The following is a 24,780-nucleotide window of genomic DNA, read 5'->3' on the forward strand; positions in this document are numbered from 1 at the left end:
CGAAGCGAATGGGGAGGTGGCTCGTAGCGAGGCGAAGAGACGGAGCGGTTCTTACGGTGGAAACAACCCCTCCACCGCTTCGCGGTCCCCCTCCCCATTACATGGGGAGGAGAGGTCATCACGGCTTGGTCGTCGTCACGGCCGCTTCCATCAGGCGTCGGAACTGATCCTGGGCCGAGAGGCCGAAGCTGGTCCAGGATTTCATCAACTCCTCCGGCTGCATGGCCGAGACGTTGGCGTCCATGCGCTTCTTCATCTCCTCGACCAGGTGGTCGTTGAGGCCGGACACGTCCGGCAGGCCGAGGAAGGCGCGGGCCTCGGCCGGGGTGCAGTCGATCTCGATATTCATCTTCATGGCCGGCCGCCTCCGTTCGAAATTCCGTGGTCTTACCGAGGTTTCACGTGAAACACGCCTGGTACGACCCGGTTCACCGATCAGGTGTTCATGGATTGGAAGAAGTCAGAGTTGTTCTTCGACTGACGCAGCTTGTCGAGCAGGAATTCGATGGCGTCCTGCGGCCCCATCGGGTTGAGGATACGGCGCAGGACATAGGTCTTGGCCAACTGGTCCTTCGGCGTGATGAGATCTTCCTTCCGCGTACCCGACTTCAGCACGTCGATGGCAGGGAAGATGCGCTTGTCGGCGACCTTGCGATCCAAAACGATTTCCGAGTTGCCGGTTCCCTTGAACTCTTCGAAGATCACTTCGTCCATGCGGCTGCCGGTATCGATCAGGGCGGTGGCGATGATGGTCAGGGAGCCGCCCTGCTCCACATTGCGCGCAGCGCCGAAGAAGCGTTTGGGACGTTGCAGAGCGTTGGCGTCCACGCCGCCGGTCAGGACCTTGCCCGACGAGGGCACAGTGGCGTTGTAGGCGCGACCCAGGCGAGTGATCGAGTCCAGCAGGATCACCACGTCACGCTTGTGCTCGACCAGGCGTTTGGCCTTTTCGATCACCATCTCCGCGACGGCGACGTGACGGCTGGCCGGCTCATCGAACGTCGAGGCCACCACCTCGCCGCGCACGGTGCGCTGCATGTCGGTGACTTCTTCAGGCCGTTCGTCGATCAGCAGGACGATCAGGAAGACTTCGGGATGATTGGCCTCGATCGACTTGGCGATGTTCTGCAGCATCACCGTCTTGCCGACGCGCGGCGGGGCGACGATCAGGCAACGCTGGCCCTTGCCGAGCGGAGCGACGATGTCGATCACCCGCCCCGAGCGGTCCTTCAGCGTCGGATCCTGGATTTCCATGTGAAGCCGCTCTTCCGGGTAGAGGGGCGTCAGGTTGTCGAACAGAACCTTGGTCGAGACCGTCTCGGGGTCTTCGAAATTGATCGTATCGACCTTGAGCAGGGCGAAGTAACGCTCACCCTCCCGGGGACCGCGCACGGCGCCGTGGACGGTGTCGCCGTTGCGCAGACCGAAGCGTCGAATCTGCGACGGCGAGACATAGATATCGTCCGGGCCCGGAAGATAGTTGGCGTCCGGCGAACGCAGGAAGCCGAAGCCGTCCGGCAGGATTTCCAGAACCCCGGAGGCGATGATCTCCACCTCCTCGTCGGCGAGCGCCTTGAGGATGGCGAACAGCAGATCCTGTTTGCGCAGGTTGCCGGCGTTCTCGATCTCGAGCTGCTCGGCGAAGGCGACCAGGTCGGCGGGCGTCTTGTCGTTCAGTTCCTGCAGGGTGATGCGGCCGGACGGAACCACGGGCTCGCCGTCATCCTCCTCGTTCTCAGCCTCCTGATCGACCATGGGCAGATCGGCGGCGTCCATCTCGACAGCCTCTTCGGCGGGTTCGATCTCGGAGGCGTCAGTGTCGGGGGTATCGGTCATGGCGTTCGATCAGCGTCATCGCCGCCGGACGGGATCGTCAGGCGGACGGGAAAGTTCAGGAAACTTGGCCCAAAGGCCGGCAGGGAGGGCGACGGTCCTCGCGGGTCGAACCGGCGGGCGTCGCAAGAGAGGGGGACCGCCCCACATTCGGAACGGCTCGCGGCCACGGAAACCATGCGTCGCGCTTCAGGTCAAGCGCCGCGGCGATCAGGCGCCCCACTCGGTCGTGACCGAAAGGACCATGACGATGGCGATGACGAACGGAATCTCGTTGGTCATCCGCCAGAAGCGGCCTGAGTATCTTGAGGTTCCGGCCTGTATCTTCTTGCGCTGGCCCGCCAGGAAGCCGTGCCAGCCGCCGAGCAGAAGCACGCCAACGAGTTTAGCCACCATCCAGGGCTGGTGCGCGAAGGTCCAGTCGGCGCCTTCCCCACTGCGCAGCCACAGCAGCCAGACACCGAAGACGAAGGCCAGGATCATGGAGGGATTGACGATGATGCGCAGCAGCCGGGTCTGCCAGAGCCTGAGAAGCGACTGCATCTCGGTCCGCAGCGGCTCGGCCTTTGCGTTCTGTTCGGCGTCGTAGGCGTACAGTCGGGGCAGGAACAGCATGCCGGCCATCCAGGCGATCACCGCCAGAATGTGCAAACCGCGCACCAGGTCGTAGGTCATGCCGCGATCTCCTTGCGACGTCCGCAGCCCGAGGGGCAGGCCTTGAAGCCGGCGCAGCGGGCGCCCCCAGCCGGTCCTTGCGGCGCGACGCCTGGCGCCTCGAGCGTTCTGAGGGCGACGTCCGCCAGTTCCGATATGAAGGCAGGCGCCGTGCCGACCGCCGGCGCCCGAAGATAGGGCGAGCAGTTCAGTTCGTCGGCCAGATGGCGATATTCGATATCAAGTTCAACCAGGGTCTCGATATGCTCGGACACGAAGGCGACCGGCGCGACGACAACGCCCACGCGGTCGCCCGCCGCCATCCGGATAGCGTCCGGCGTCGACGGCCCAAGCCATTTCAAGGGACCGACGCGGCTCTGATAGCAGATCTGCCAATCGACCAGACCGAGACGATCAACGATCGCCTGGACCGTAGCCTCGACCTGGGCCTGGTAAGGATCGCCGGCGCGCACCAGCTTCTCAGGAATGCCGTGAGCCGAGAAGAGCACCCGCATCGGAGCATCCCCGGCCTGTTTCAACGCATCGGATATCTGCTCGGCCTGCGCCTCGATCCAGCCTGAGGCGTCCGGCCAGCAGCAGGCGACATGCAGTGCGCCTGACCCCCGATAGGCGGCCTTCCAGGCCTTGAGCGACGAAGCCGTCGTCGTGGTCGAAAACTGCGGATAGAGCGGCAGGAAAATCACGTCGTCGGGACCGAAGGCCTCGACGTCGCGCGCCGTCTCATCGGTCAGCGGGCGCCAGTAGCGCATGGCCACGAACACACGCACGTCATCCGTCGGCCGCCGATCTCGCAAGAGAGTCTGCAGCGCCTCCGCCTGTTTGCGGGTCTCGGGCAGAAGCGGCGATCCGCCGCCCATGAGGTCATAGTTCGCCTGGGCCGATGCGCGTCGGCGTGACGAGATCAGGCGGGCCAGCGGCGTGCGGATCAGCCCGGGCAGGCCGATGATCGCCGGGTCATTGAAGAGGTTGAACAGGAAGGGCTCGACCGCCTCAGGACCGTCCGGTCCGCCGAGATTGGCCAGAACGACGGCGATGCGGCGACCGGCTGTCATTGCGCCCCGATCCGCTTCAGGACCTGTTCGACATGAGCGATCGGCACATCCGGGAGAATGCCGTGACCGAGGTTGAATATCCACGGTCCATCGCCCCATGCGGCCCTCAACTCATCGACACGACGATCCAACGCGGCGCCGCCGGCCCGCAGCAGCAAGGGGTCGAGGGCGCCTTGGATGGGTTTGACGGCCTGAACCTGTCGGCCGACCTCGAGAGGACAGGCCGTGTCCAGGGCCACGGCCTGAACGTCGACGTCGCGAGCGTAGCGGACGGCGTGGGCGGCCGAGCCTCGGGGGAAGCCGATGAGCGGCGTGGTCACGCCAAGTTCACCCAGCCGCCGGACCAGACTGCGATGAGGGCGCATCACCAGTCGTTCAAAGAGATCGTCAGGCAGACCCTCGGCCCAGCTCTCGAAAATCTTCAGCGCCTGGGCGCCGCTGTCGGCCTGCATCTTCAGATAGTGGGCAGTCGCCTCGACGAGGACGTCCAGGACGGCGTCAACACCATCGGGATCCGCATAGGCGTAACTTCTCGCCGCCGCCCGCTCTCCCTTTCCGATCGTGTGCAGCCCTCCGTCCAGCATGTAGGACGCCACCGTCCAGGGCGCGCCGGCGAAACCGATCAGGGCGAGATTCTGGGGCATCGCCTCCCGAACGAGGGTCAGGGTGCGCCCGACGGACTTCAGTTCTTCCCCGGCGGAGGTGACGCGTTCGCGCATGGCTTCGACGGGCGGCATCAGGCCCAGCCGAGGCCCCTCCCCCGCCTCGAACCTGACCTCCTGACCGAGGGCCTGCGGAATGAGCAGGATGTCGGCGAAGACGATCGCGGCGTCAAAACCGAAACGCCGCAAGGGCTGCAAGGTCGCCTCGGCGGCCATCTCCGGATTGAGGCAGAACGAGACGAAGTCCGGCGCCTGGGCTCGAAGGGCCCGATACTCCGGCAGATACCTCCCGGCCTGACGCATGAACCAGACCGGAGGCCGCTCCGTGCGTTGTCCGGCCAGGGCGTCGAGGAACAGGGAAGTCGTCATCGCCTAGCCTCTAGGACCCCCGGGCCATCCGCTCAAGTGTCCGGTCTTTCCCTCCCTTCCCAATCAAATTTGAAAAAAGGGATTGAAGAGGAAGCAGGGCCGTGGGCGGCGGGGACAGGCCGCCCACGGCGCCCGGAACGAAACCAGACTTTCCAGCGAGGGAGACGCCTTTTTCCCATCCGGATCCGAGGCTGTCGAAACTGGGGAAAATCCTTAATGAAGGGTTAAAACGCCTGGAATACGGGATCCGGCGCGGCCGGGACGCCTGGGCGCCGTTTACGGTTTGTTAGGCATTTCCCCAGGGGCCGGGCGGCCGCCCCGGAGGCTGGGGACCGCTGTGGCACCGAATGCCGAACGGCGCCGTCGTGTCCCCGCTCGCACCATGAGAGAGCCCCGGCTATACCGGAGACAAGGCGACGATCCGGAGCTTCTTCCCCGCATCGCATTCGTCTCGTTCCCAGGCCGGTCCACAGGATTAGATGCATATGTCCCCCGCCGTCGTGAGCGCCTTGCCGATTGGAGCCGACGCATGAGCCCGGCCCGCAGCGCCGGCCAGCCTCGTCTGGCGACCTATTTCCATGTGCATCTGGTTTCGGATTCGACCGGCGAGACGCTCAACGCCATGGCCAAGGCGGTGACCGCTCGCTTCGACGGGGTCATCCCGATCGAGCACATCTATTCGTTGATCCGGTCCGAGCGACAGATGGAAAGGGTGCTGGCCGAGGTGGAGACAGCGCCGGGGGTGGTGCTGCACACCCTGGTGGACCGCGATCTCAGAATGCAGCTCGAAGAGGGTTGTCGCCGTCTGGACATGCCTCAGATCGGCGCCCTGGATCCCCTCGTCGGCGCCCTGTCGCGCTATCTCGGCGCCGCGTTGTCCACTCGGGTCGGCGCCCAGCACGCGCTGGACCATGACTATTTCAATCGGATCAGCGCGCTGGATTTCGCCATGGCCCATGACGACGGGCAAGGCGGCCTGGAGCAACTGGAAGGCGCGGACGTCGTCCTGTGCGGCGTCAGCCGCACGTCCAAGACGCCGACCTGCATCTATCTGGCCCATCGGGGCATACGCGCCGCGAATGTGCCGCTGGTGCCGGGACAGGAGGACGGCGAGCGTCTGACCGCCCTGAAGAATCCGCTGGTGATCGGTCTGACCGTGTCGCCGGACCGGCTGATCCAGATCCGGCGCAACCGGCTGGATGGGCTGAATGCGGATCATACGTCGGACTACGTCGATCTGGATCGCGTTCGCGAAGAGACGGTCAAGGCGCGGCGCGCCTTCGAGCGTCGGGGCTGGCCGATCATCGACGTCACCCGGCGGTCGGTCGAGGAAACGGCCGCCGCCATCACAAATCTCCTCAGCGAACGCCGCACTCATCGCCTGGGATCGACCTGGTGACCGACAGATCCGAAGCCCGGCTGATCCTCGCCTCGCGCAGCGCCGCGCGCCGCGAACTGCTGACTCAGGCCGGCGTGCCGTTCATCGCCGAAGACGCCGGTGTGGACGAGGACGCCGTCAAGGCCGCGTCCGGCCATCTGGCGCCCGCCGAACTGGCCGAGGAACTGGCGCGCGCCAAGGCCCTGGCGGTCTCGCGACGCCATCCTGACGCCTGGGTCCTGGGCGCCGATCAGACCCTCGCCTTCGACGGGGGCCTGATTTCCAAGGCCCGCAGTCTGGAGGCCGCGCGTGCGCGTCTCAGTCAGATGCGCGGCAGGCCGCACGAGCTGCACTCCGGCCTGGCCCTGGCGCGTGACGGGGCCGTCGCCTGGAGCGGCGTCGAGACGGCCCACATGCGGATGCGGGCGTTTTCGGACGCCTTCCTCGACCGGTATCTGGAGGCCGAGGGAGAGGTTCTGCTGACGGTGGTGGGGTCCTATCGCCTGGAAGGCCTGGGATCTCAGCTGTTTGGGCGTATCGATGGAGACTATTTCACGGTCCTCGGATTGCCATTGTGGCCGGTGCTGGACGAACTGCGCCGGGTCGGAGTGATCGAATCATGACCCAGGCCCGCATCACCGGCTCGGTTCGCGTCGGCGCCGTCGTCGGTCGGCCGATCGGCCACTCGCTCAGCCCGGTCATCCACAACGCCTGGATCGAGGCCCTGGGCCTCGACGCCGCATATGTCGCCTTCGCCCCGGCGGACGATGACGGTTTCCGCGCCCTGATCGACGCCGGCCGGGCCGGCTGTCTGGCGGGGTTGAACGTCACGGCGCCGTTCAAGGAACTGGCGTACCAGCTGGCCGACGAGGCCAGCCCGACCGCCCGCGCCTCGGGGTCGGCGAACCTGCTGGTCTTCAGCGAGGGACGGCTGTCGGCGGACAGCACTGACGGCGTCGGCCTGCTGCGCGGGCTGGACGAGCAGGCCCCGAAGCTGGAGCTGGCGGGACGGCCCGTGGTGCTGCTGGGCGCCGGGGGCGCGGCCCGCGCCGCAGCGGCCGCCCTGGCCGGAGCCGGCGCCGAGGTCCGGATCGTCAATCGCACCCACGACCGTGCGGTCGCCCTCGCGGAAGAGATCGGAGGCGGCGTCTCCGCCTGGACGGATCGTGAGGCGGCACTGCGGGGGGCGACCCTGCTGGTCAACGCCCTGAGCGCGCCGCCCGATCTGGATGTCGCCACGCTGGAGGCGGGCGCGACCGTCATGGACATGACCTATCGCCCCCTGACCACGCCGCTGCTGGCGGCGGCGCGGGCGCGCGGCCTGACGGCGGTTGACGGGCTCAGCATGCTGATCGGGCAGGCCGGACCGTCGTTCGCGGCCATTTTCGGCGTTCCGGCGCCGGATCTGGATGTCCGCCCCCTGTGTCTGCGGCGTCTCGGAGAGGCGGGATGATCGTTCTGGGCCTGACCGGATCGATCGGGATGGGCAAGTCGACCACCGCCCGAATGTTCGCCGACGAGGGCGCGGTGATCTGGAATGCGGATCAGGCGGTGCATGAGCTCTACGCCGAGGGCGGCGCCGCGGTCGCGCCGATCGGCGAGGCCTTTCCCGGCGTGGTCGTCGACGGCGCGGTCGATCGCAGTCGGCTGGCGGAGGCGCTCGGCCGTGACGAGACGGCGTTCCGACGGCTGGAGACGATCGTCCACCCCCTGGTCGCGGCGGGACGGCTCGACGATCTGGAGGCCGCCCGGCGACGGGGGGTCGCGCTCGCGGTGCTGGACATTCCCCTGCTTTTCGAGACCGGCGGCGACCGGGCCGTGGATGCGGTCGTTGTGGTGACCGCCGATCCGGAGGTCCAGGCGGATCGGGTCCTGGCCCGGCCGGGCATGACGCGGGAACGGTTCGAGGCCATCCTGGCGCGCCAGACGCCGGACGCCGAAAAGCGCCGCCGGGCCCATTTCATCATCGACACAGGAGGAGGTCTGGAGGCCGCCCGCGCCCAGGTGCGACGGATCGTCCACACCGTCCTGTCGCCGGACTGGGGGCGGCCTCTTCCGAAGCCGGACGAACCGCCCCATTAAGGCGTCATGGCGCGCGAGATCGTTCTGGACACCGAGACCACGGGGTTTGATCCCAAGACCGGCGACCGGCTGATCGAGGTCGGCTGTATCGAGATCGACGATCTGCTGCCGACGGGGCGCACCTTTCACCGGCTGGTCAATCCCGACCGGTTGATCCCCGAGGGCGCCATCAAGGTGCACGGGATCACCGACGACAAGGTCAAGGACGCCCCGCGCTTTCACGAGATCGTCGGGGACCTGATGGAATTCATCGGGGATGCGCCGGTGATCGCGCACAACGCGGCCTTCGACCGCAACTTCATCGACGCCGAATACGCCCTGTGCGGCCGGACTCTGATGCCCGCTGACCGCTGGATCGACACCCTGGCCCTGGCCCAGAAGCGGTTCCCGGGCATGGCCAATTCGCTCGACGCCCTGTGCAAGCGGTTCAAGATCAGCCTGGTGGAGCGGACCCTGCACGGGGCGCTGATCGACGCCCGCCTGCTGGCCGAGGTCTATCTGCAGCTCAAGGGCGGCAAGGAGCGGGTGCTGGACCTGTCGGTGGGGCGCGCCGTCGCCGGGGCAGGCCAGACGGGCGCCGCGCAGATCCTGAGGGCGGCTCGGCCGCGCCCCCTGGCGCCGCGTTCGACGCCCGAGGAGCAGGCGCGCCACCTCGCCTTCCTTCAGGCCACGCTGAAGGACCGGTCGCTGTGGGCGGCCTATGGGCTGGACGTCGAAGGCGAAACGACGCCGGCCTGAGACCGGCGTCTCCTGAAATCTCAGGCCTGGCCGGGCTGGGCGTCGGCGTTGGCGGCCATCTGGGACTGGCGCGCGATATAGATGCCGGCGAAGTCGATCGGCTCGGGCATGAAGGGCGGGTAGAAGCCGCCGTCCGCCGTGGCGCGGGTGATGATCTCGCGCGCGAACGGGAAGAGGAAGCGCGGGCATTCGATCAGCAGCAGGGGCTCGATGTCCTGGGGCTGGACGTTGAACAGCTGGAACAGGCCGCCGTAGACCAGTTCGACATGAAACACCGCCTGGTCCTCGACCGAGGCCTTGACCGACAGGCGCAGGTCCACCTCGAACAGGCCGTCGGGGCGCCCCTTGGCGTTCAGCTCGACGTTCATGTCGATGGCCGGCTTGCCCTCGACGCGCAGGCTTTCCGGCGCGCGGGGATTCTCGAACGACAGGTCGCGGACGTATTGCGTCAGGATGCGGAAGCCGCCCGGAGCGTTGGGGTCCTGGGGCGGAACGCCGGCGTCGTCGGTCGGGGTCAGGGGGGCGTCGGTCATGGGATACGGTCGCGTCGAAAGGAGGGACGAAGCGGAGCCCTCGGCCCCGGAACGAAGGCGCGGCGACTAGCATGCCCGCCGTCCTGCGGCAACGGCGCGCCCCCTCCGGGCATGCGCGGCGGCTTGTCTTGCCCTATATCCACGCCTAATCCTCGCAGCGGCCCGGTTCGGGCGCTGCCTTCGCCCCCGCCTTCGCGCCCTTCCCTCAGGACCCGTCTTGCCCATCCCGATGTCGTTCCAGATCATCTTCTTCGCGGTCATCGCCGCTCTGGTCCTGTTTCAGCTCTATAATGTCCTCGGCAAACGGGTCGGCCGTCAGCCGCAGGAAGACGCCCGCGCCCTGCCCCCGACGGCCGAGGCCGCGGCCCAGCGTCCGCCGCTCGATCCGTCGATCCTGGCGGCCATCGCCTCGCTGCGGGCCCGCGATCCGGCCTTCGATCCGGTCAAGTTCCTGGACGGGGCGCGTCAAGCCTATGAGACGATCGTGCGCGGCTACGCCGGCGGCGACCGGGCCGCGCTGACGCCGCTGCTGGCGCCCGCCGTCATGACTTCGTTCGAGGCCGGGATGGCGGCGCGCGAAGCGCGGGGCGAGACCGAGCAGGTCGAATTCCTTCATGCGCCGCGCGCCGATCTGGAAAGCGCGACGGCCGAGGGCGAGCGCGCCGTGGCCCGGGTGCGTTTCCTGGCCGAGATCCGCAGCCGCATCCTGCCCGTCGACGCGGCGGAGGACGCCGAACCGCGTATCGAGGAGCGCCGCACCGCCGAGAACTGGACCTTCGAGCGCACCCTCGGCGCCGCCGACCCCAACTGGGTCCTGGCCCGGGTCGAGGCCGCGTCGGCCTGATGTCCGGTCGCCACAGCCGCCTCGCCGGTGTTCTGGCCGGGGCGGCGCTGGCGTTGGCCGCCTGCGCCACGCCGCAAACCCCGTCCCCGGTCGGGCCAGGGATCGAACCTGCCCTTCCAGCCGGACCCGGCCCGGTCGAACCCGGACCCGTCGCAGCCGACAGCCCGGCCCGTCTGCCGGGCTGGGCGGCCGAGGACCATGTCGCCGCCTTCGAGGCCTGGCTGGCCGGATGCGGCGTGGCCCGTGACGCGGCCGCACGAGCCCAGTGCGACCGCGCCCGCCTGTTGCAGCAGACCTCGCGGCCGGTGACGCCGGCCCTGGCGCGCGCCTTCTTCGAAGACGGGTTCGCGGTGGTTCCGGCCCGCACGGCCGACGGCGGCCCCGGACTGATGACGGCCTATTTCGCGCCCGAATATGCGGCGCGCCGGACGCCGGACGCCGAGTTCGACAGCCCGGTCCTGCCCCGGCCGCGCGACCTGGAGCGTCGCGGGACGGCGGTGGTGCAGCATCGCGCGGACGGGACTACCGGCCCCTATGCGGATCGGGCCGCGATCGAGGCCCAGGCGGCGGCGACGCCAGAGACCTATGGGCCCCTGGCCTGGATGCGGGCGGAAGACCTGTTCTTTCTGCAGATTCAAGGCTCCGGCTATCTGACCTTTCCCGACGGCGGGACCGCGCGGGCCGCCTATGCCGCAGACAACGGGCGTCCGTTCACGGGCATCGCCCGCCCCATGGCCGAACGCGGCCTGCTGCCGGCCAACGGGACGTCGGGCGAGGCGATCAGCGCCTGGCTGGCGGCGCATCGGGGCCCCGAGGCGCGGGCGGTGATGGCGCTGAATCCCCGCTACATCTTCTTCACCCTGGATCCCGACGACGGCGGCCATCCGGCCGGGGCGGCCGGCGTCCCCCTGCCCCCGCGCCGCGCCATCGCCGTCGATCCGTCGCACTGGACCTATGGCGACCTGGTCTGGATCGAGGCCGACGCCGGAAACCTGCCCGGCGGGCACAACCGCTATCAGGGCCTGGTGGTGGCGCTGGACACCGGGTCGGCGATCCGGGGGGCGGTCCGGGCCGATTTCTACATGGGCCGGGGCGCGGCGGCCGGAGCCGAGGCCGGATCGGTCCGGCATCCGTTGCGGATGTGGCGGCTGGTCCCGAAGGGCTGAGCGGGCGGTTACGCCCCTTGTTTGTCTCATCCTCGGGCTTGTCCCGAGGACCCATGCGTCAGCGCGTTCGGACGTTGGATCGGGGACGCACGTCATCGCAACAGCTCGTGCGGCGTCCGGCATGGGCCCTCGGGACAAGCCCGAGGGTGACGGGATTTGGAGGATTGGGTGTGAGTTTCCCCCTCCACCGCCTTCGGCGGTCCCCCTCCCCCAGAAGGGGGAGGAGAAGGCATGCGTCGTCGGCTTCCCGGCTTGGGCCTGAAGGGTGCGGGAGGGGCGGAGCGCCGGGCCTCGCCCGGTCTGTGGATTGGGGTATTACCGCGTTCGACAAGGTCTGGTCGCTCCGCGCGAGGCCTGGACGGGAGGAGCGACGGGGGGCGCTGATTGGCGCCGGCGTCGAATAGCCCCCCGGCGGGCGGGTCGGCCGGCGCGGCCGATCCCCGGAACGGTCGGGATTTCAACCCCGACCCAGCCTCGGCTCCGAAAAGGTTCCCCTCCGCGGTCGAGGCGGCGAGGCCCGTGTGAACAGACCCCGCCCCCGCTGTCTCGCCTCCACCGCCCGCAGGTCGCCGGCCGACGGCCCTCCCGTACGGTGAAGCGGGGGTATTATGGCGGAGGTTTCACCTGCGCCCGGAAGAGGGCTGCAGGTTTCGGGGAAAGGTGAGGGAAATCAGCGGTCGGGGGTGGCGAAATGTGACGGACGACCGCCCCCTGCCAGACCTCTCCCTCTCCCGGTTGGGAGAGGGATTGAGCGCACGGCGGCGGAGCCGTCGTCCTGGCGCTCAAGGGTGAGGGGACGGACGGCGGGGTCGGCGAAGCCGCATCACTGGCGGTGCGACGGCTTGCGCCGAACTCCAAACCGTCCCCTCATCCGGCCCTGCGGGCCACCTTCTCCCAACCGGGAGAAGGAAGGAAGTGGCGACCCGTCCCGGTTGGGAGAGGGGGATTGAGCGCACGGCGGCGCAGCGTCGTCCTGGCGCTCAAGGGTGAGGCGAAGGGGAGCAGCTTCGTCATCGACCGGGTCTCAGTCCTCGCGCCTGATCAGGTAGACGACATGTTCCACTGGCCGGTCGCCCAAGACGGCTAGGTCGCGGCGGTCGGTGAGTACGGCGCCGATCCGTTCCAGGGCGAGGCGCGAGCGGCGGTTGTCCGCCCCGACCCTGAATATCGCCGCATCGAAGGCGGTGAAGGCATGGTTCAGCATGAGCCGCTTCATCTCGGGGTTGCGGCCCCCGCCCCAATATGTGCGGGCCAGGAAAGTCCAGCCGATCTCCACCTCATCCGGCCCGGCGCGTCGGGTCGAATAGCGGGACGAACCGATGACCGCGCCCGTGGCGGGATCTTCGATCGCCAGCCCCCCGCCTTCGGCCAGGGCCTCGTCGAAGAAGGCGTCGAACACCGCGGGCCTCCAGCGGTCGTGCGCCGGGTGCTGTTCCCAGATCAGGGGATCGGAGGCGACGGCGAACAGGGCCGCACGATCGCCCGGCGAGAGCGGCCGCAGCCGGACGTGTGCGCCCTCCAGTGTCGGCAAGGGGTCGAAACCGGCCGGGAAGACCTGCGTCACCGCCGTTTCAGACCGCCCAGGATGCCGCGCAGGAGTTCGCGGGTGAGGGTGGTGCCGGCGGTGCGGAGGACCGATTTGGTCAGGGCTTCGGCCGGGGTCTGGCGCGTCGAGCGGCGGGGGGCCGGGCGGGCGGCGGCGCGTTCGCGGGCGACGGCGTCCTTTTCGGCCTGTTTGCGGGCGGCGGCGTCGGCCTTTTCGCGTGCGGCGGCGGCCGCGGCGTCGGATTCGGCCTTCTCGGTCACGGCGCGGCGCGCCTCGAGGATTTCGTGGGCGCTTTCGCGGTCGACGGTCGTGTCATAGACGCCGCGCACCGGGCTGGCGGCCATGACGGCGGCCCGTTCCGCATCGGTGGCCGGGCCGAGGCGCGAATCCGGCGGCCGGATCATCGTGCGGGCGCAGACGCGCGGCGCGCCCTTTTCATCCAGCAGGGAGATGACGGCCTCGCCGGTGCCCAGGGCCTGGATGGCCTCGGCCGTGTCGAAGGCCGGATTGGCGCGGAAGCTCTGGGCGGCGGCCTTCAGACCCTTCTGTTCGGCCGGGGTGTAGGCGCGCAGGCCGTGCTGCACCCGGTTGCCCAGCTGGGCCAGGACGGTGTCGGGGATGTCGGCCGGGTTCTGGGTGATGAAATAGACGCCGACGCCCTTGGAGCGGATCAGGCGGACCACCTGTTCGATCTTCTGCAACAGGGCCTTGGGGGCGTCGTTGAACAGCAGATGGGCCTCGTCGAAGAAGAAGACCAGGCGCGGTTTGTCGGGGTCGCCGACCTCGGGCAGCTGTTCGAACAGTTCGGACATCAGCCACAGCAGGAAGGCGCCGTAGAGGCGCGGATTGTTCATCAGCCGGGTGGAATCCAGCACATTGACCTGACCCCGGCCGTCCAGACCGGTGCGGATCAGGTCTTCCAGCCTAAGCGCCGGTTCGCCGAGGAAGGCGTCGCCGCCCTGTTGCTCCAGCTGAAGCAGGGCGCGCTGGATCGAGGCGATGGAGGCCGGGGCGACATTGCCGACCTCGCGACCGATTTGCTGGGCGTTTTCGGCGACATAGGTCAGGACCGAGCGCAGGTCGTCGAGGTCCAGCAGCAGCAGGCCCTCCTTGTCGGCGACGTGGAAGGCGATGGCGAGGACGCCCTCCTGCACCTCGTTCAGGTCCAGCATGCGGGCCAGCAGCAGGGGGCCGATCTCGCTGACGGTGGCGCGGATCGGGTGGCCCTTCTGGCCGTAAAGGTCCCAGAAGACGGTCGGTGCGCCGCGCGGCTGGAGCGTCAGGTTCATCGAGGCGGCGCGGGCCAGGATCTTCTCATTGGGAGAGCCCGGTTGGCTGACGCCCGACAGGTCGCCCTTGATGTCGGCGCAGAAGACCGGGACGCCGGCGTCGGAAAAGCCCTGGGCCAGGATCTGGAGCGTCACCGTCTTGCCGGTGCCGGTCGCGCCCGCGATCACCCCGTGACGGTTGGCGCGGCCGAACAGCAGGGCCTCGGCGACGGGCGCGCCGCTGTCGGTGGTCTGGCCGACGAAAAGTCCGGAGGGGGCGGTGTCAGGCATGGATCAGGGTCTCGCGGAGGAACCGTCACGGTGTAATGCGATTTCTCGTCGGAGGCGACAGCGGGCGTCGTCGAACCCCCGCAACTGTCGATTGACGGCGTCATCGCGCGGCGGGACAAGCGAGACATGAAACTGCCCTTCGTCCTGCCCACCTCGACGGTGTCGCGCAACGCCCTGGTCTGCCTCGCGGTGGTGGCGACGGGGGCGGCGCTTTACTGGCTGCGTGACATCCTGACGCCGCTGGCCATGGCCATCTTCCTGCTGATCATGATCGACGGGGTGAAGCGGTGGATCGAGGAGAAGACCCCCCTTCCCCGTCGGTTCGCGGGGGCGGCGGCCCTGGCGCTGGTGGTGCTGGGCTTCTTCGCCTCCATCGCCATTATCATCGACGGCGCGGCGGGCTTCTTCGGCCAGGCGTCCGGCGTCTCGACCAGCATCGGGCCGCGCATCGACCAGATCATCGCCGACGTCGCCGGACTGTTCGGGATCACGACGCCGCCGACGGCCCAGGATCTGCTGAACGGCGTGGACGTGCGCGGCTATATCGGGGCGGCGGCGGTCCAGGCCCAGGGCATCGCCTCGGGGGCCTTCTTCGTCCTGGTCTATCTGGGCTTCCTGATCGCCTCCCAGAGCGGGTTCCGGCGCAAGATCGTGGCCATGTTCCCGGACCGCAAGGGACGCGACGAGGCGCTGGAGGTGTTCCAGAGGGTGCGCGGCGGGGTGGAGGGCTATCTGTGGGTCCAGACCGTCACCGGGGCGATGATCTGCGTCGTCGCCTGGATCCTGATGCGGGCGGTGGGCCTGCAGAACGCGGAGTTCTGGACCTTCGTCATCTTCGTGGTCGGCTTCATTCCGGTTCTGGGCGGGGCGGTCGCCGGCCTGGCGCCGCCGCTGTTCGCCCTGGTGCAGTTCGAGAGCTACTGGCCCGCGGCCATCCTGCTGATCGGCCTTCAGATCATCCTGTTCGTGGTCGGCAATCTGATCCAGCCGCGCATGCAGGGCGACAACCAGAATATCGATCCGGTGGTGGTGCTGCTGTCGCTGGCCCTGTGGGGCAAGATGTGGGGGGTGGTCGGCATGTTCCTGTCCACCCCGCTGGCGGTGATGGCCATGGCCATACTGGCGGAGTTCAAGGGCTCGCGCTGGATGGCGATCCTGCTGTCCGGCGACGGCGAGCCCTATGCGGAGCCCCGGAATTCGACCTCGGAGAAAGACGCCGGAAAGAGCCGCGACGTTCCGCCACGTCGGGGCCGGGGCAAGGCGTCGCCAGGGGGGTCTTGAACCTCTGAGATCCCCTCCCATCTAGCTGTCAGACGCCGTGGTCCTCTCCCCCTCCCGACCGCGGCGCATGCGCCGGCGCCCTTCCCCCCTCCCGCGCCGGCTGAAGCAGGGCCGTCGGATCGCTCCGGCGGCCCTGTCTGCGTTTAGGGGGCGGATTCAGATGTCGAATCAAGGGTCTCGGCGGCGAGATACGGCGGCCAACGCCTTGATCTGAAAAAGGTTCCTGCGCGCGACATAGGGCCGCGATCGGTGATCTGGCCTGGGACCATCTCCGTAGCCGGGGCGTTGGGGTCGGTCTGATCCCTCACCCGAGCCTTCCGCTCGTCAAACCCGGAGCCTCCGATGCGCCTTCATCGTCTCGCCCTCGCGTCCACCGCCCTTTTCCTCCTGCCGGTCGCCCAGGCGGCCCAGGCCCAGGACCGCGACTGGAACGGCCCCTATATCGGGGTCTATGGCGGCTTCACCCAGGAGAATGGCGAGGAGGACGAGCGCCTGCAGTTCGACCGGAACCTGGACGGCGCCTATGGCGACACCGTCAGCACGGCGGCCGGCGCCGACGCCTTCTCGCCCGGCTATTGCGGCGGCCGCGCCAACGGCAACTCCCAGCCCCAGGGCTGCCAGGACGACGCCGGCGGGTCCTTCGGCGGGATCCGCGCCGGTTACGACATGCAGTTCGGCCCGATCGTCGCCGGCGTGGTGGCCGATTACGGCGTGGGCAGCCAGAGCGACGCGGCGACCGGCTTCAGCACCACCCCGGCCAACTACACCTTCGTGCGCAAGCTGGAATCGGTCGCGGCCCTGCGCGCCCGCCTCGGCTACGCCTGGGGACCGGCCCTGATCTACGCCACCGGCGGCGTGGCGCGCGGCAGCCTGGAGAACAGCTTCTTCAGCTCCAACCGCGCCAACACCTTCACCCCCTCGGTCGATGACGACGAGGCGGACGGCCATCAGCTGGGCGGGGGGATCGAATATCGGCTCGCGCCCAACCTGAGCGTGACGGGCGAATATCTGTACACCTCCCTCGACGCCGGGGACTATGTGATCCGGGTCGCGCAAGGGACCGCGCCGGCGAACAACCCCTTCGTGCTGGCGCCGAACACGACCGGCACCGACATGGTCCGCAGCAACTCCAAGTTCGGCATGCATGCGGTGAACATCGGCATGAGCTACCGCTTCTGATCCGTCAGCAGACTTAATGATGATAAGTCCGGCCGGGCCCATTCCCATGGGTCCGGCCGTGCGCGTTGAGGGATCGCCGCGCAAGATGGGCACATGCTTCAGCCCATGATTGATCCGGCGTCGTAACGGCCTAGTGTGGGGCGGCATCCAGCGGCCCGAGCGGCTGCGTCAATCGAGACCCGATCCATGTCCGGCGAAAACCGCACCGTCCCTCAGGCGATCACCCTGGAGGCGCTGACGCGGGCGTTCGAAAAGGCGGCGGGAGGCGGAGGGGGCGAGATCGCCGCCTCCTACCTCGCCCAGGCCCATGAAGACTACGGCGCGGACGAGGCGCCGGAGCTGCGCGGCGAGGACCTGGCGGCCTTGCTGGCCGAGGCCTGGAACGCGGGCGCGGTGCGACAGGCGGGCGAGGCGCCCCTGGTCGCCGTCGAGCCGGTGCGCGGCGCGGACGGCCGGGCCACCGGCTATGACGCCGTGCGCATCGTGCAGGACGACCGGCCGTTCCTGGTCGACAGCGTCATGGGCGAACTGGCCGACGCCGGGGTCTCGGTCCGGGCCATGTTTCACCCGGTGGTCGCCGTGTCGCGCGACCGCGAGGGACGGCGCGTCGGGGCCGGAGCGGCCCGCGAATCCATGATCATCGTGGTCATCGACCCTCTGCCGGCCGAGCGCCGCGAGGTCGTGCGCCAGGGCCTGAACGAGGCCCTGTCCGACGTCCAGACGGCCGTGGCCGACCACGCCGCCATGACGGCCCTGATGGAAAAGGCGATTCAGGGCCTGGAAGGCGGGGACGGCGGCGCCGATCCCGAGGTGGTGGCCGAGAACCTGGCCTTCCTGCGCTGGCTGAACGACGACCATTTCGTCTTTCTGGGCGCGCGCGACTATGACTATCCGCGCACGGCCGACGGCGGTTATCAGGCCGAACAGCCGCTGGGCCTGGCCGGAGACGGCCTGGGCGTGCTGCGTGACCCGAACCGCGCGGTGCTGCGTCGCACCTCGGAGCCGGCGGTCCTGACCGCCCAGATGAAGCGCCAGATCGACCTGTCCGAACCGGTCACCGTGGCCAAGGCCAATCTGCGGTCCCGCGTGCACCGTCGCGCCTATATGGATTACATCGGGGTCAAGCGGTACGGCGCGGACGGCAAGGCGACCGGCGAGACGCGTTTCGTCGGCCTGTTCACCGCCGAGGCCTACGATAAGGCGGCCCATGCCGTGCCGCTTCTGCGACGCAAGGTGGCGGGGGCGCTGGCGCGGGCCGGCAAGGCGCCCGGGAGCCACAACGAGAAGCGTCTGAAGAACATCCTGGAGAACTATCCCCGGGACGAACTCTTCCAGATCTCGGAAGACGAGCTGCTGCCGATCGCTCTGGGCATCCTGCACCTCTATGACCGGCCGCGCATCCGCACCTTCACCCGCAAGGACCCGTTCGACCGGTTCGTCTCGATCCTGGTCTTCATTCCGCGCGAGCGGTTCGACGCCTCGGTGCGCGAGCGGATCGGCCGCATCCTGGCGGCGGCCTGGGGCGGGCGGCTGTCGGCCTGGTATCCGCAACTGTCGGACGCGCCCCTGGTCCGGGTCCACTATATCGTCGGCGTCAGCCCCGGCGACCATCCGACGCCGGACCCGGTCGCCCTGGAGGCCGCCGTGGCCGAGGCGGGACGGGGATGGATCGACCGGTTCGAGACCGCCGCGCGCGAGGCGGGCATCGACGATCTGCAGATCGGGGCGGTCAGCGCCAAATGGGCCGAGGCCTTCGGGGCCGGCTATCGCGACCGCTATGACGCGGCCGAGGCCATCGCCGACTTCACCCAGATCGACCGGCTGAACGGATCGGGTCTGGCCGACGGCGGCGAACCCGTCGCGGTGCGCGCCTTCCGGGCGGCGAACGATACGCCGCTGCAATTCCGGTTCAAACTGTATCGGCGGGGCGCGGCGGTGCCGCTGTCGGACGTCCTGCCGATCCTGGCCGACATGGGGCTGAAGACCCTGGAGGAGTGGGGACACGCCATCCGGCCGATCGGCGAGCCGGAGATCCATGTCCATGAGTTTCTGCTGGAGGATCCGCGCGGCGCGGCGCTGAGTTTCGCCGATGTGGCGGGGCCGTTCGAGGCGGCGTTCGCGGCCGTCTGGACCGGCCAGACCGAGAGCGACGGCTTCAACCGGCTGGTGCTTGAACTGGGCATCGACTGGCGCCGGGCGGCCCTGGTCCGGACCCTGGCCAAATACCGGCAGCAGACGGGGCTGGACCCCAGCCAGGCGGTGCAAGAAGAGGCGCTGCGCGACTATCCCGAGGTGGCGCGGGCCCTGCTGGACCTGTTCGCGGCCAGGTTCGATCCGGCGTCGGGCGCCGAAGCCGAGGCGCGCGAGGCCGATGTGGCGGCGCGCGGCGCGGCCATCGTCGAGAGCCTTCAGGCGGTCAAGAGCCTGGATCACGACCGGGTGCTGCGCCGGCTCTATCTGCTGATCGGCGCGGTCAAGCGGACCAACTTCTATCAGGGGGCGGCGGACGGCAGCCATCGTCCGCACATCTCGATCAAGATCGCCTCGCGCGAACTGGACGACCTGCCCCTGCCCAAGCCGTATCGCGAAATCTTCGTCTGTGCGCCGCACATCGAGGGCGTGCATCTGCGTTTCGGACCGGTGGCGCGCGGGGGCCTGCGCTGGTCCGACCGTCGCGACGACTTCCGCACCGAGGTGCTGGGTCTGGTCAAGGCGCAGCAGGTCAAGAACGCCGTGATCGTGCCGGTCGGGTCCAAGGGCGGCTTCTTCCCGAAGAAGCTGTCGGAGATCGTCCGCTCGGGCGGTGATCGCGACGCCCAGCAGGCCGAGGCCATCCGGGCCTATCGCACCTTCCTGTCGGGGCTGCTGGACATCACCGACAACATCGGGGCCGACGGCGGCGTGGTGCGCCCGGCGGCGGTGGTGGCCTGGGAGCAGGACGATCCCTATCTGGTCGTCGCCGCCGACAAGGGCACCGCGACCTTCTCCGACATCGCCAACGGCGTCTCGGCTGACTACGGCTTCTGGCTGGGCGACGCCTTCGCCTCAGGCGGGTCGATCGGCTATGACCACAAGGCCATGGGCATCACGGCGCGCGGGGCCTGGGAGGCGGTCAAGCGCCACTTCCGCGAGATGGGCAAGGATATCCAGACCGAGCCCTTCACCGTGGTCGGCGTCGGCGACATGTCCGGCGACGTGTTCGGCAACGGCATCCTGCTGTCGAAGGCCACGAAACTGGTGGCGGCGTTCGACCACCGCGACATCTTCATCGATCCGACGCCCGATCCGGCCGTCAGCTGGGTCGAGCGCAAGCGGCTGTTCGACCTGCCGCGCTCGTCCTGGCAGGACTATGACAAGGGGTTGATCTCCGAGGGCGGCGGCGTCTTCTCGCGGTCGGCCAAGTCGATCACCCTGTCGCCCCAGATCAAGGCGTTGCTGGACGTGTCCGACGACGTGCTGGACCCGGTCGGCCTGATGCGCGCCATCCTCAAGGCGCCGGCGGAGCTGCTGTATCTCGGCGGCATCGGCACCTATGTGAAGGCGGCGGCCGAGACCGACGCCCAGGTCGGCGACAAGGCCAATGACGCCCTGCGGATCAACGGCGACGAGCTGCGGGTCAGGGTCGTCGGGGAAGGGGCCAATCTGGGCCTGACCCAGGCGGGCCGTATCGCCTATGCCCAGAACGGCGGCCGCATCAACACCGACGCCATCGACAACTCGGCCGGTGTGGACACGTCCGACCACGAGGTGAACATCAAGATCCTGGTCGGGTCGGCCGTGACCAACGGCGTCCTGCCCCTGGATCAGCGCAACGGCCTGCTGGCGTCGATGACCGAGGAGGTCGGGCTGAAGGTCCTGGCCCACAACTACGACCAGACCCTGGCCCTGACCCTGCAGCAGTCCGAGGGCGTGGGCGGGCTGGACGCCCAGCAGCGGTTCATGCAGTCGCTGTCGGCCCAGGGCAAGCTGAACCGCAAGGTCGAGGGCCTGCCCGACGACGCCCGGGTCGCGGCCATGGCCGCCTCCGGCCAGGCCCTGACGCGGCCGGAGCTGGCGGTGCTGACGGCCTATTCCAAGCTGGAGCTGTCCGACGCCATCGTGGGGTCGACGGCGCCGGAGGACCCGTTCTTCGAGGAGACCCTGGTCCGCTACTTCCCCGAGCCCCTGGCGCGGTTCGAGGAGCAGATGAAGGGCCACCGGCTGCGGCGCGAGATCGTGGCGACGGTCCTGGCCAACGAGATCGTCAACATGACGGGGGCGACCTTCCCGGACCGGCTGCGGGATTCGGCGGAATGCGACACCTCGGCCCTGGTGCTGGCGTTCGAGGCGGCGCGGCGCGCCTTCCGCCTGGACGAGGCCTGGGACGCGGTCTCGGGCCTGGACCTGAAGATCTCGGCGGAGGCCCAGACGGCCCTGTACAACGAGATCGCCGTGGTGCTGCGTCGCCAGACCTTCTGGCTGGCGCGGCGCGCGGCCCGGGCCGGGGCGACGGTGCAGGGCCTGATCGACCTGTACCGTCCGGCGGCCGACGCCCTGCAGGCCGAGGGGCCGGCGGTGCTGTCCCGGTTCGAACAGGGGCGGCTGGAGGCGCGAGTGGCGAAGTTCGCGGCCCTGGGCGCGCCCGAAGCCCTGACGCGGTCCATCTCCCTGATGCGGCCCCTGGTCGCGGCGGCGGACATCGCCGATCTGGCGCGCGACGCGAACTGGCCGATGGCGGCCATGGCGCGGCTGTATCACCAGGTCGGGGCGGCGTTCGATTTCGACCGGCTGCGCGCGGCGGCGGGGTCGATCCCGTCGGCGGACCATTTCGACCGGCTGGCGGTGCGCCGTCTGATCGAGGAGCTGATGCTGGAACAGCGCGGCCTGACCCAGGCGGTGGCGGCGGCCAGCGACCCGGGCGTCGGCGTCAGCGAGGACGCGGCCGAACGGGCCGTGGACGCCTGGATCGGCTCGCGCCTGTCGACCGTCGAGGCCCTGCGCGCCTCGGTCGACGAGATCGAGGCGTCCGGCGCGGGCTGGACCTTCGCCAAGCTGACCATCGCCAACAGCGCCATTCGCGGTCTGGCGGCGTCGGCGCTCTGATTCTCGCCCGGGCGGATCGACGATTGTCGTTCCGCCCGAGATGGGTTCAATAGGCGAGGGGCCCGCAGCGGGGTTCGACCGGACACGGTTCATGCCGAGGAAGTTTCTCGTCGTCGTCGACGACAGCCCCGAGTTCGACGCGGCCCTGCGCTACGCCTCGCGGCGCGCCCGGTCGACGGGGGGGCGCGTGGTTCTGCTGCGCGTCACGCCTGACAGTTCGGACGAGCACTGGGCCGGGGTGCGCGGCGAGATCCAGCGGCAGCAGCGGGAGGAGGCCGAGATCCTGCTGGCCCGGCTGGGCGAACAGGTTATCGAACGCTCGGGCGCCCAGCCGGTCTTCCTGATCGAGGAGGGCGATCCCATCGGCGCGATCCGCAAGGTCGTCGGCCAGGATCCCGAGATCAAGATTCTGGTTCTGGCGGCGGCCGGGGGCGGCCGGTCGGCCGGACCCCTGGTGGCGGCGGTGCTGAAGCACGGGGCGGCGTTCGGGGGACGGAAGCTGCCGGTGACCATCGTCCCCGGCGAACTGTCCGAGGCGGACATCGAGGACCTGGCCTGAGAACCTGGGCCTGAGAGCCTGGGCCTGAGCTGCGGTCAGTCCGGCCAGGTGTCGGGAGACGCCCCCAGGACCTCGCCGGCCAGATAGAGCGATCCGCAGATCACCAGCCGTCCGGCGCCGAGGGACAGGGCGCGCTCGACCGCCTCGGACACCGAGGCGCAGGCCATGGCCCCCAGGCCGCGCCCGCGGGCGACGGCGGCGAGGGCCTCGGGTTCGGCCGAGGCGCCGTCGAAGCCGACGGTGAAGACCTGGGCGCCCGTGTCCTTCAGGACCTCGAAGAAGCCGCCGGCGTCCTTGTTCGCCAGCATGCCGACGATCAGGGCCAGGGGACGGGGAGCGGATCGCTGGCGATCCTCCAGCGTCCGGGCCAGGGCGCGTCCGGCGTGGGGATTGTGGCCGCCGTCCAGCCAGAGCTCGGCCTCGGCCGCCCGCGCCGCCTCGGCATAGGGGCCGGCGGTCAGCCGCTGCATGCGCGCCGGCCAGCGGACGCGTTTCAGGCCCTCGGCGATGGCGTCTTCCGGCAGGTCCAGCTCCAGGGCGACGGCGACGGCGAGGCCGGCGTTGTCGATCTGGTGCGCGCCGGGGAGGGCGGGGGCGGGCAGATCCAGGAAGCGCTCCTGATTCTGGAACACCAGGCCGCCGCGTTCAGCCCAGGCGTCGAAATCCACCCCCATGGTGGTCAGGGGCGACTGGGCGCGGGCGGCGGCGGCGTCGATGACGGCCTGGACGGCCTCCGACTGGCGGGCGATCAGGCCGCGCGCTCCGGCCTTGAGCACGCCGGCCTTCTCGCCCGCGATCCCGGCCAGGTCCGTACCGAGGAATTCGGCGTGGTCGAGATCGACGGGGGTGATGACGCTGAGCAGCGGCCGGTCGATGACGTTTGTGGCGTCCAGCGACCCGCCCAGTCCGACCTCGATGATCGCCAGATCGGCCGGGGTCTCGGCCATGGCCAGGAAGGCGGCGGCGGTGGTGGATTCGAAGACGGTGGCCTCGAGGTCGGGCAGGGCCTCTATCCGGTCCAGAACGTCGGACAGGGCCGCATCGTCGATCAGCCGTCCGGCCAGGCGGATGCGCTCATTGAACCGCACCAGATGCGGCGAGGTGTAGGCGTGGACGCGCAGCCCGGCGGCCTCGGCCATGGCCCGGATCAGGGCGACGGTCGAGCCCTTGCCGTTGGTTCCGGCGACATGGATGACGGGCGGCAGACGATCCTGGGGATCGCCCAGGGCGGCGCAGAGAGCGCGCATCCGGTCGAGACCGAGATCGATCTTCTGCGGATGACGGGCCCGCAGGCGTTCTGAAATCGGGTCCATGCCCGTTCCGATCCTCCCTGCGGCGGAGACGCGGGCTCAGGCGGCGGTGCGGCGTCCGTCCATCAGCATGCCCAGAACCTGGCCCAGCACCTTGGGGAGGTCGGCGCGGGCGACGACGCGGTCCACCATGCCCTTGGCCTGGAGATATTCGGCGCGCTGGAAGCCCTCGGGCAGCTTTTCGCGGATCGTGCTTTCGATCACGCGCGCGCCGGCGAAGCCGATCAGGGCGCCGGGTTCGGCCAGGTGGATGTCGCCCAGCATGGCGTAGCTGGCCGTCACGCCGCCGGTCGTCGGGTCGGTCAGGACCACGACATAGGGCAGGCGCGCTGCCTTCAGCTCATTCACGGCGAGGGTCGAGCGCGCCATCTGCATCAGGCTGAGGGCGCCTTCCTGCATGCGGGCCCCGCCGGCGGCGGTGAAGCAGACCAGGGGCACGCCCCGGCCGATCGCCTCGCGGGCGGCGGCGATGAAGGCCTCGCCGGCGGCCGTGCCGAGCGACCCGCCCATGAAGCTGAAGTCCTGGACGAGGACGACGGCGTACACGCCCTGGATCTCGCCATAGCCGATGGCCATGGCGTCCTTGCGGCCGGCGGCCTTGCGCGCGGCGTTCAGGCGGTCGCGGTAGGGCTTGCCGTCCGAGAATTTGAGCGGATCCTCGGGCACGTCGGGAGTTTCGATCGCGGCGTAGCGGCCCTTGTCGAAGGTCGATTTCAGGCGCTGTTCCGCATTGATCCGCATGTGACGGCCGGACGGCGTGACCCAGAGGGCGGCCTCCAGGTCGGGGCGGTACAGCATCTCGCCCGAGTCCGGGTCCTTGACCCACAGATTGTCGGGCGTGTCGTTGCGGCGGCTGACGATCTTGCGCACGCCGGGGGCGATGCGGCTGAGCCAGCCGACGCGTTTCTCGTTCGGATTCTTGTCGACCATGG

The 24,780-nt window shown here is 69.3% G+C and carries 21 protein-coding genes; 11 read left to right on the forward strand and 10 right to left on the reverse strand.

The features are described 5' to 3' along the window. Positions 1-118 precede the first annotated feature (118 nt). The 5 genes from ACO2Q1_RS05935 to hemE form a co-directional block, all read right to left on the reverse strand. Positions 119-355: a DUF6489 family protein gene (locus tag ACO2Q1_RS05935; RefSeq protein ID WP_423328619.1), complete on the reverse strand. Its 237-nt coding sequence runs from the start codon at positions 353-355 to the stop codon at positions 119-121. A gap of 80 nt (positions 356-435) precedes the next feature. Then, complete coding sequence (gene rho / locus ACO2Q1_RS05940) at positions 436-1,836, reverse strand: transcription termination factor Rho (RefSeq protein WP_423328620.1); 1,401 nt, start codon at positions 1,834-1,836, stop codon at positions 436-438. A 207-nt stretch (positions 1,837-2,043) separates the two neighbouring features. Then, complete coding sequence (locus ACO2Q1_RS05945) at positions 2,044-2,508, reverse strand: CopD family protein (RefSeq protein ID WP_423328621.1); 465 nt, start codon at positions 2,506-2,508, stop codon at positions 2,044-2,046. Further along, positions 2,505-3,560 carry a ferrochelatase gene (hemH, locus tag ACO2Q1_RS05950; RefSeq protein ID WP_423328622.1) on the reverse strand — a complete coding sequence of 352 codons (1,056 nt, stop codon included), beginning with the start codon at positions 3,558-3,560 and terminating at the stop codon, positions 2,505-2,507. The genes ACO2Q1_RS05945 and hemH overlap by 4 nt, the downstream gene beginning before the upstream one ends. Continuing rightward, a complete protein-coding gene (gene hemE / locus ACO2Q1_RS05955; RefSeq protein ID WP_423328623.1) occupies positions 3,557-4,591 on the reverse strand; it encodes a uroporphyrinogen decarboxylase in 1,035 nt (344 codons plus the stop codon). The genes hemH and hemE overlap by 4 nt, the downstream gene beginning before the upstream one ends. Positions 4,592-5,120: 529 nt before the next feature. Here hemE and ACO2Q1_RS05960 point away from each other — a divergent pair. Genes ACO2Q1_RS05960 through dnaQ form a run of 5 tightly spaced genes read left to right on the forward strand, consistent with a single transcriptional unit; the run spans position 5,121 to position 8,789 of the window. Then, complete coding sequence (locus tag ACO2Q1_RS05960) at positions 5,121-5,990, forward strand: pyruvate, water dikinase regulatory protein (RefSeq protein ID WP_423328624.1); 870 nt, start codon at positions 5,121-5,123, stop codon at positions 5,988-5,990. Continuing rightward, positions 5,987-6,592 (forward strand): Maf family protein, encoded by a 606-nt coding sequence (locus ACO2Q1_RS05965; protein WP_423328625.1) that lies wholly within the window; start codon positions 5,987-5,989, stop codon positions 6,590-6,592. The genes ACO2Q1_RS05960 and ACO2Q1_RS05965 overlap by 4 nt, the downstream gene beginning before the upstream one ends. Further along, on the forward strand, positions 6,589-7,422 hold the full coding sequence (locus ACO2Q1_RS05970) for a shikimate dehydrogenase family protein (protein WP_423328626.1): 834 nt from the start codon (positions 6,589-6,591) through the stop codon (positions 7,420-7,422). The genes ACO2Q1_RS05965 and ACO2Q1_RS05970 overlap by 4 nt, the downstream gene beginning before the upstream one ends. Next, positions 7,419-8,051, forward strand: a complete 633-nt coding sequence (coaE, locus tag ACO2Q1_RS05975; RefSeq protein WP_423328627.1) for a dephospho-CoA kinase — start codon at positions 7,419-7,421, stop codon at positions 8,049-8,051. Before ACO2Q1_RS05970 ends, coaE begins: the two co-directional genes overlap by 4 nt. A 6-nt stretch (positions 8,052-8,057) precedes the next feature. Continuing rightward, positions 8,058-8,789, forward strand: coding sequence for a DNA polymerase III subunit epsilon (dnaQ, locus tag ACO2Q1_RS05980; RefSeq protein WP_423328628.1), 732 nt, complete (start codon positions 8,058-8,060; stop codon positions 8,787-8,789). Between the two features lie 20 nt (positions 8,790-8,809). Here dnaQ and secB read toward each other — a convergent pair whose 3' ends face one another. After that, positions 8,810-9,322, reverse strand: a complete 513-nt coding sequence (secB, locus tag ACO2Q1_RS05985) for a protein-export chaperone SecB (RefSeq protein WP_423328629.1) — start codon at positions 9,320-9,322, stop codon at positions 8,810-8,812. Positions 9,323-9,551: 229 nt separating this feature from the next. Here secB and timA point away from each other — a divergent pair, with 229 nt between their 5' ends. Together timA and ACO2Q1_RS05995 are read left to right on the forward strand one after the other, a co-directional pair. After that, positions 9,552-10,166 carry a TIM44-related membrane protein TimA gene (gene timA, locus ACO2Q1_RS05990; protein ID WP_423328767.1) on the forward strand — a complete coding sequence of 205 codons (615 nt, stop codon included), beginning with the start codon at positions 9,552-9,554 and terminating at the stop codon, positions 10,164-10,166. Then, positions 10,166-11,332, forward strand: coding sequence for an MltA domain-containing protein (locus ACO2Q1_RS05995; RefSeq protein ID WP_423328630.1), 1,167 nt, complete (start codon positions 10,166-10,168; stop codon positions 11,330-11,332). Before timA ends, ACO2Q1_RS05995 begins: the two co-directional genes overlap by 1 nt. A 1,024-nt stretch (positions 11,333-12,356) precedes the next feature. Here ACO2Q1_RS05995 and ACO2Q1_RS06000 read toward each other — a convergent pair. After that, positions 12,357-12,896 (reverse strand): GNAT family N-acetyltransferase, encoded by a 540-nt coding sequence (locus tag ACO2Q1_RS06000; protein ID WP_423328631.1) that lies wholly within the window; start codon positions 12,894-12,896, stop codon positions 12,357-12,359. Continuing rightward, entirely contained in the window at positions 12,893-14,437 is a 1,545-nt protein-coding gene (locus tag ACO2Q1_RS06005; protein ID WP_423328632.1) for a helicase HerA-like domain-containing protein, read from the reverse strand. Before ACO2Q1_RS06005 ends, ACO2Q1_RS06000 begins: the two co-directional genes overlap by 4 nt. A 126-nt stretch (positions 14,438-14,563) precedes the next feature. Between ACO2Q1_RS06005 and ACO2Q1_RS06010 the strand changes: the two genes are divergently transcribed. From ACO2Q1_RS06010 to ACO2Q1_RS06025, 4 genes are all read left to right on the forward strand, one after another. After that, complete coding sequence (locus ACO2Q1_RS06010) at positions 14,564-15,718, forward strand: AI-2E family transporter (RefSeq protein WP_423328633.1); 1,155 nt, start codon at positions 14,564-14,566, stop codon at positions 15,716-15,718. A gap of 342 nt (positions 15,719-16,060) precedes the next feature. Further along, complete coding sequence (locus ACO2Q1_RS06015) at positions 16,061-16,897, forward strand: outer membrane protein (protein ID WP_423328634.1); 837 nt, start codon at positions 16,061-16,063, stop codon at positions 16,895-16,897. 186 nt (positions 16,898-17,083) lie between these two features. Further along, positions 17,084-21,979, forward strand: a complete 4,896-nt coding sequence (locus ACO2Q1_RS06020; protein WP_423328635.1) for an NAD-glutamate dehydrogenase — start codon at positions 17,084-17,086, stop codon at positions 21,977-21,979. Positions 21,980-22,070: 91 nt separating this feature from the next. Further along, a complete protein-coding gene (locus tag ACO2Q1_RS06025; protein WP_423328636.1) occupies positions 22,071-22,538 on the forward strand; it encodes a universal stress protein in 468 nt (155 codons plus the stop codon). Positions 22,539-22,573: 35 nt separating this feature from the next. Here the strand turns inward: ACO2Q1_RS06025 and ACO2Q1_RS06030 are convergent, their stop codons facing one another. Both ACO2Q1_RS06030 and ACO2Q1_RS06035 read right to left on the reverse strand, forming a co-directional pair. After that, positions 22,574-23,851, reverse strand: a complete 1,278-nt coding sequence (locus ACO2Q1_RS06030) for a bifunctional folylpolyglutamate synthase/dihydrofolate synthase (protein ID WP_423328637.1) — start codon at positions 23,849-23,851, stop codon at positions 22,574-22,576. Between the two features lie 36 nt (positions 23,852-23,887). Further along, positions 23,888-24,778, reverse strand: coding sequence for an acetyl-CoA carboxylase carboxyltransferase subunit beta (locus ACO2Q1_RS06035; protein ID WP_423328638.1), 891 nt, complete (start codon positions 24,776-24,778; stop codon positions 23,888-23,890). Positions 24,779-24,780: the final 2 nt, after the last annotated feature.

The sequence above is a fragment of the Brevundimonas sp. VNH65 genome, from assembly GCF_049445955.1.
Lineage (GTDB): Bacteria > Pseudomonadota > Alphaproteobacteria > Caulobacterales > Caulobacteraceae > Brevundimonas.

What these genes read in the sequence shown, in the direction of transcription:
- ACO2Q1_RS05935 (WP_423328619.1), bottom strand. Translation starts at nt 355, where the DNA reads ATGAAGATGAATATCGAGATCGACTGCACCCCGGCCGAGGCCCGCGCC.
- rho (WP_423328620.1), bottom strand. Translation starts at nt 1,836, where the DNA reads ATGACCGATACCCCCGACACTGACGCCTCCGAGATCGAACCCGCCGAA.
- ACO2Q1_RS05945 (WP_423328621.1), bottom strand. Translation starts at nt 2,508, where the DNA reads ATGACCTACGACCTGGTGCGCGGTTTGCACATTCTGGCGGTGATCGCC.
- hemH (WP_423328622.1), bottom strand. Translation starts at nt 3,560, where the DNA reads ATGACAGCCGGTCGCCGCATCGCCGTCGTTCTGGCCAATCTCGGCGGA.
- hemE (WP_423328623.1), bottom strand. Translation starts at nt 4,591, where the DNA reads ATGACGACTTCCCTGTTCCTCGACGCCCTGGCCGGACAACGCACGGAG.
- ACO2Q1_RS05960 (WP_423328624.1), top strand. Translation starts at nt 5,121, where the DNA reads ATGAGCCCGGCCCGCAGCGCCGGCCAGCCTCGTCTGGCGACCTATTTC.
- ACO2Q1_RS05970 (WP_423328626.1), top strand. Translation starts at nt 6,589, where the DNA reads ATGACCCAGGCCCGCATCACCGGCTCGGTTCGCGTCGGCGCCGTCGTC.
- coaE (WP_423328627.1), top strand. Translation starts at nt 7,419, where the DNA reads ATGATCGTTCTGGGCCTGACCGGATCGATCGGGATGGGCAAGTCGACC.
- dnaQ (WP_423328628.1), top strand. Translation starts at nt 8,058, where the DNA reads ATGGCGCGCGAGATCGTTCTGGACACCGAGACCACGGGGTTTGATCCC.
- secB (WP_423328629.1), bottom strand. Translation starts at nt 9,322, where the DNA reads ATGACCGACGCCCCCCTGACCCCGACCGACGACGCCGGCGTTCCGCCC.
- timA (WP_423328767.1), top strand. Translation starts at nt 9,552, where the DNA reads ATGTCGTTCCAGATCATCTTCTTCGCGGTCATCGCCGCTCTGGTCCTG.
- ACO2Q1_RS05995 (WP_423328630.1), top strand. Translation starts at nt 10,166, where the DNA reads ATGTCCGGTCGCCACAGCCGCCTCGCCGGTGTTCTGGCCGGGGCGGCG.
- ACO2Q1_RS06005 (WP_423328632.1), bottom strand. Translation starts at nt 14,437, where the DNA reads ATGCCTGACACCGCCCCCTCCGGACTTTTCGTCGGCCAGACCACCGAC.
- ACO2Q1_RS06010 (WP_423328633.1), top strand. Translation starts at nt 14,564, where the DNA reads ATGAAACTGCCCTTCGTCCTGCCCACCTCGACGGTGTCGCGCAACGCC.
- ACO2Q1_RS06015 (WP_423328634.1), top strand. Translation starts at nt 16,061, where the DNA reads ATGCGCCTTCATCGTCTCGCCCTCGCGTCCACCGCCCTTTTCCTCCTG.
- ACO2Q1_RS06020 (WP_423328635.1), top strand. Translation starts at nt 17,084, where the DNA reads ATGTCCGGCGAAAACCGCACCGTCCCTCAGGCGATCACCCTGGAGGCG.
- ACO2Q1_RS06025 (WP_423328636.1), top strand. Translation starts at nt 22,071, where the DNA reads ATGCCGAGGAAGTTTCTCGTCGTCGTCGACGACAGCCCCGAGTTCGAC.
- ACO2Q1_RS06030 (WP_423328637.1), bottom strand. Translation starts at nt 23,851, where the DNA reads ATGGACCCGATTTCAGAACGCCTGCGGGCCCGTCATCCGCAGAAGATC.
- ACO2Q1_RS06035 (WP_423328638.1), bottom strand. Translation starts at nt 24,778, where the DNA reads ATGGTCGACAAGAATCCGAACGAGAAACGCGTCGGCTGGCTCAGCCGC.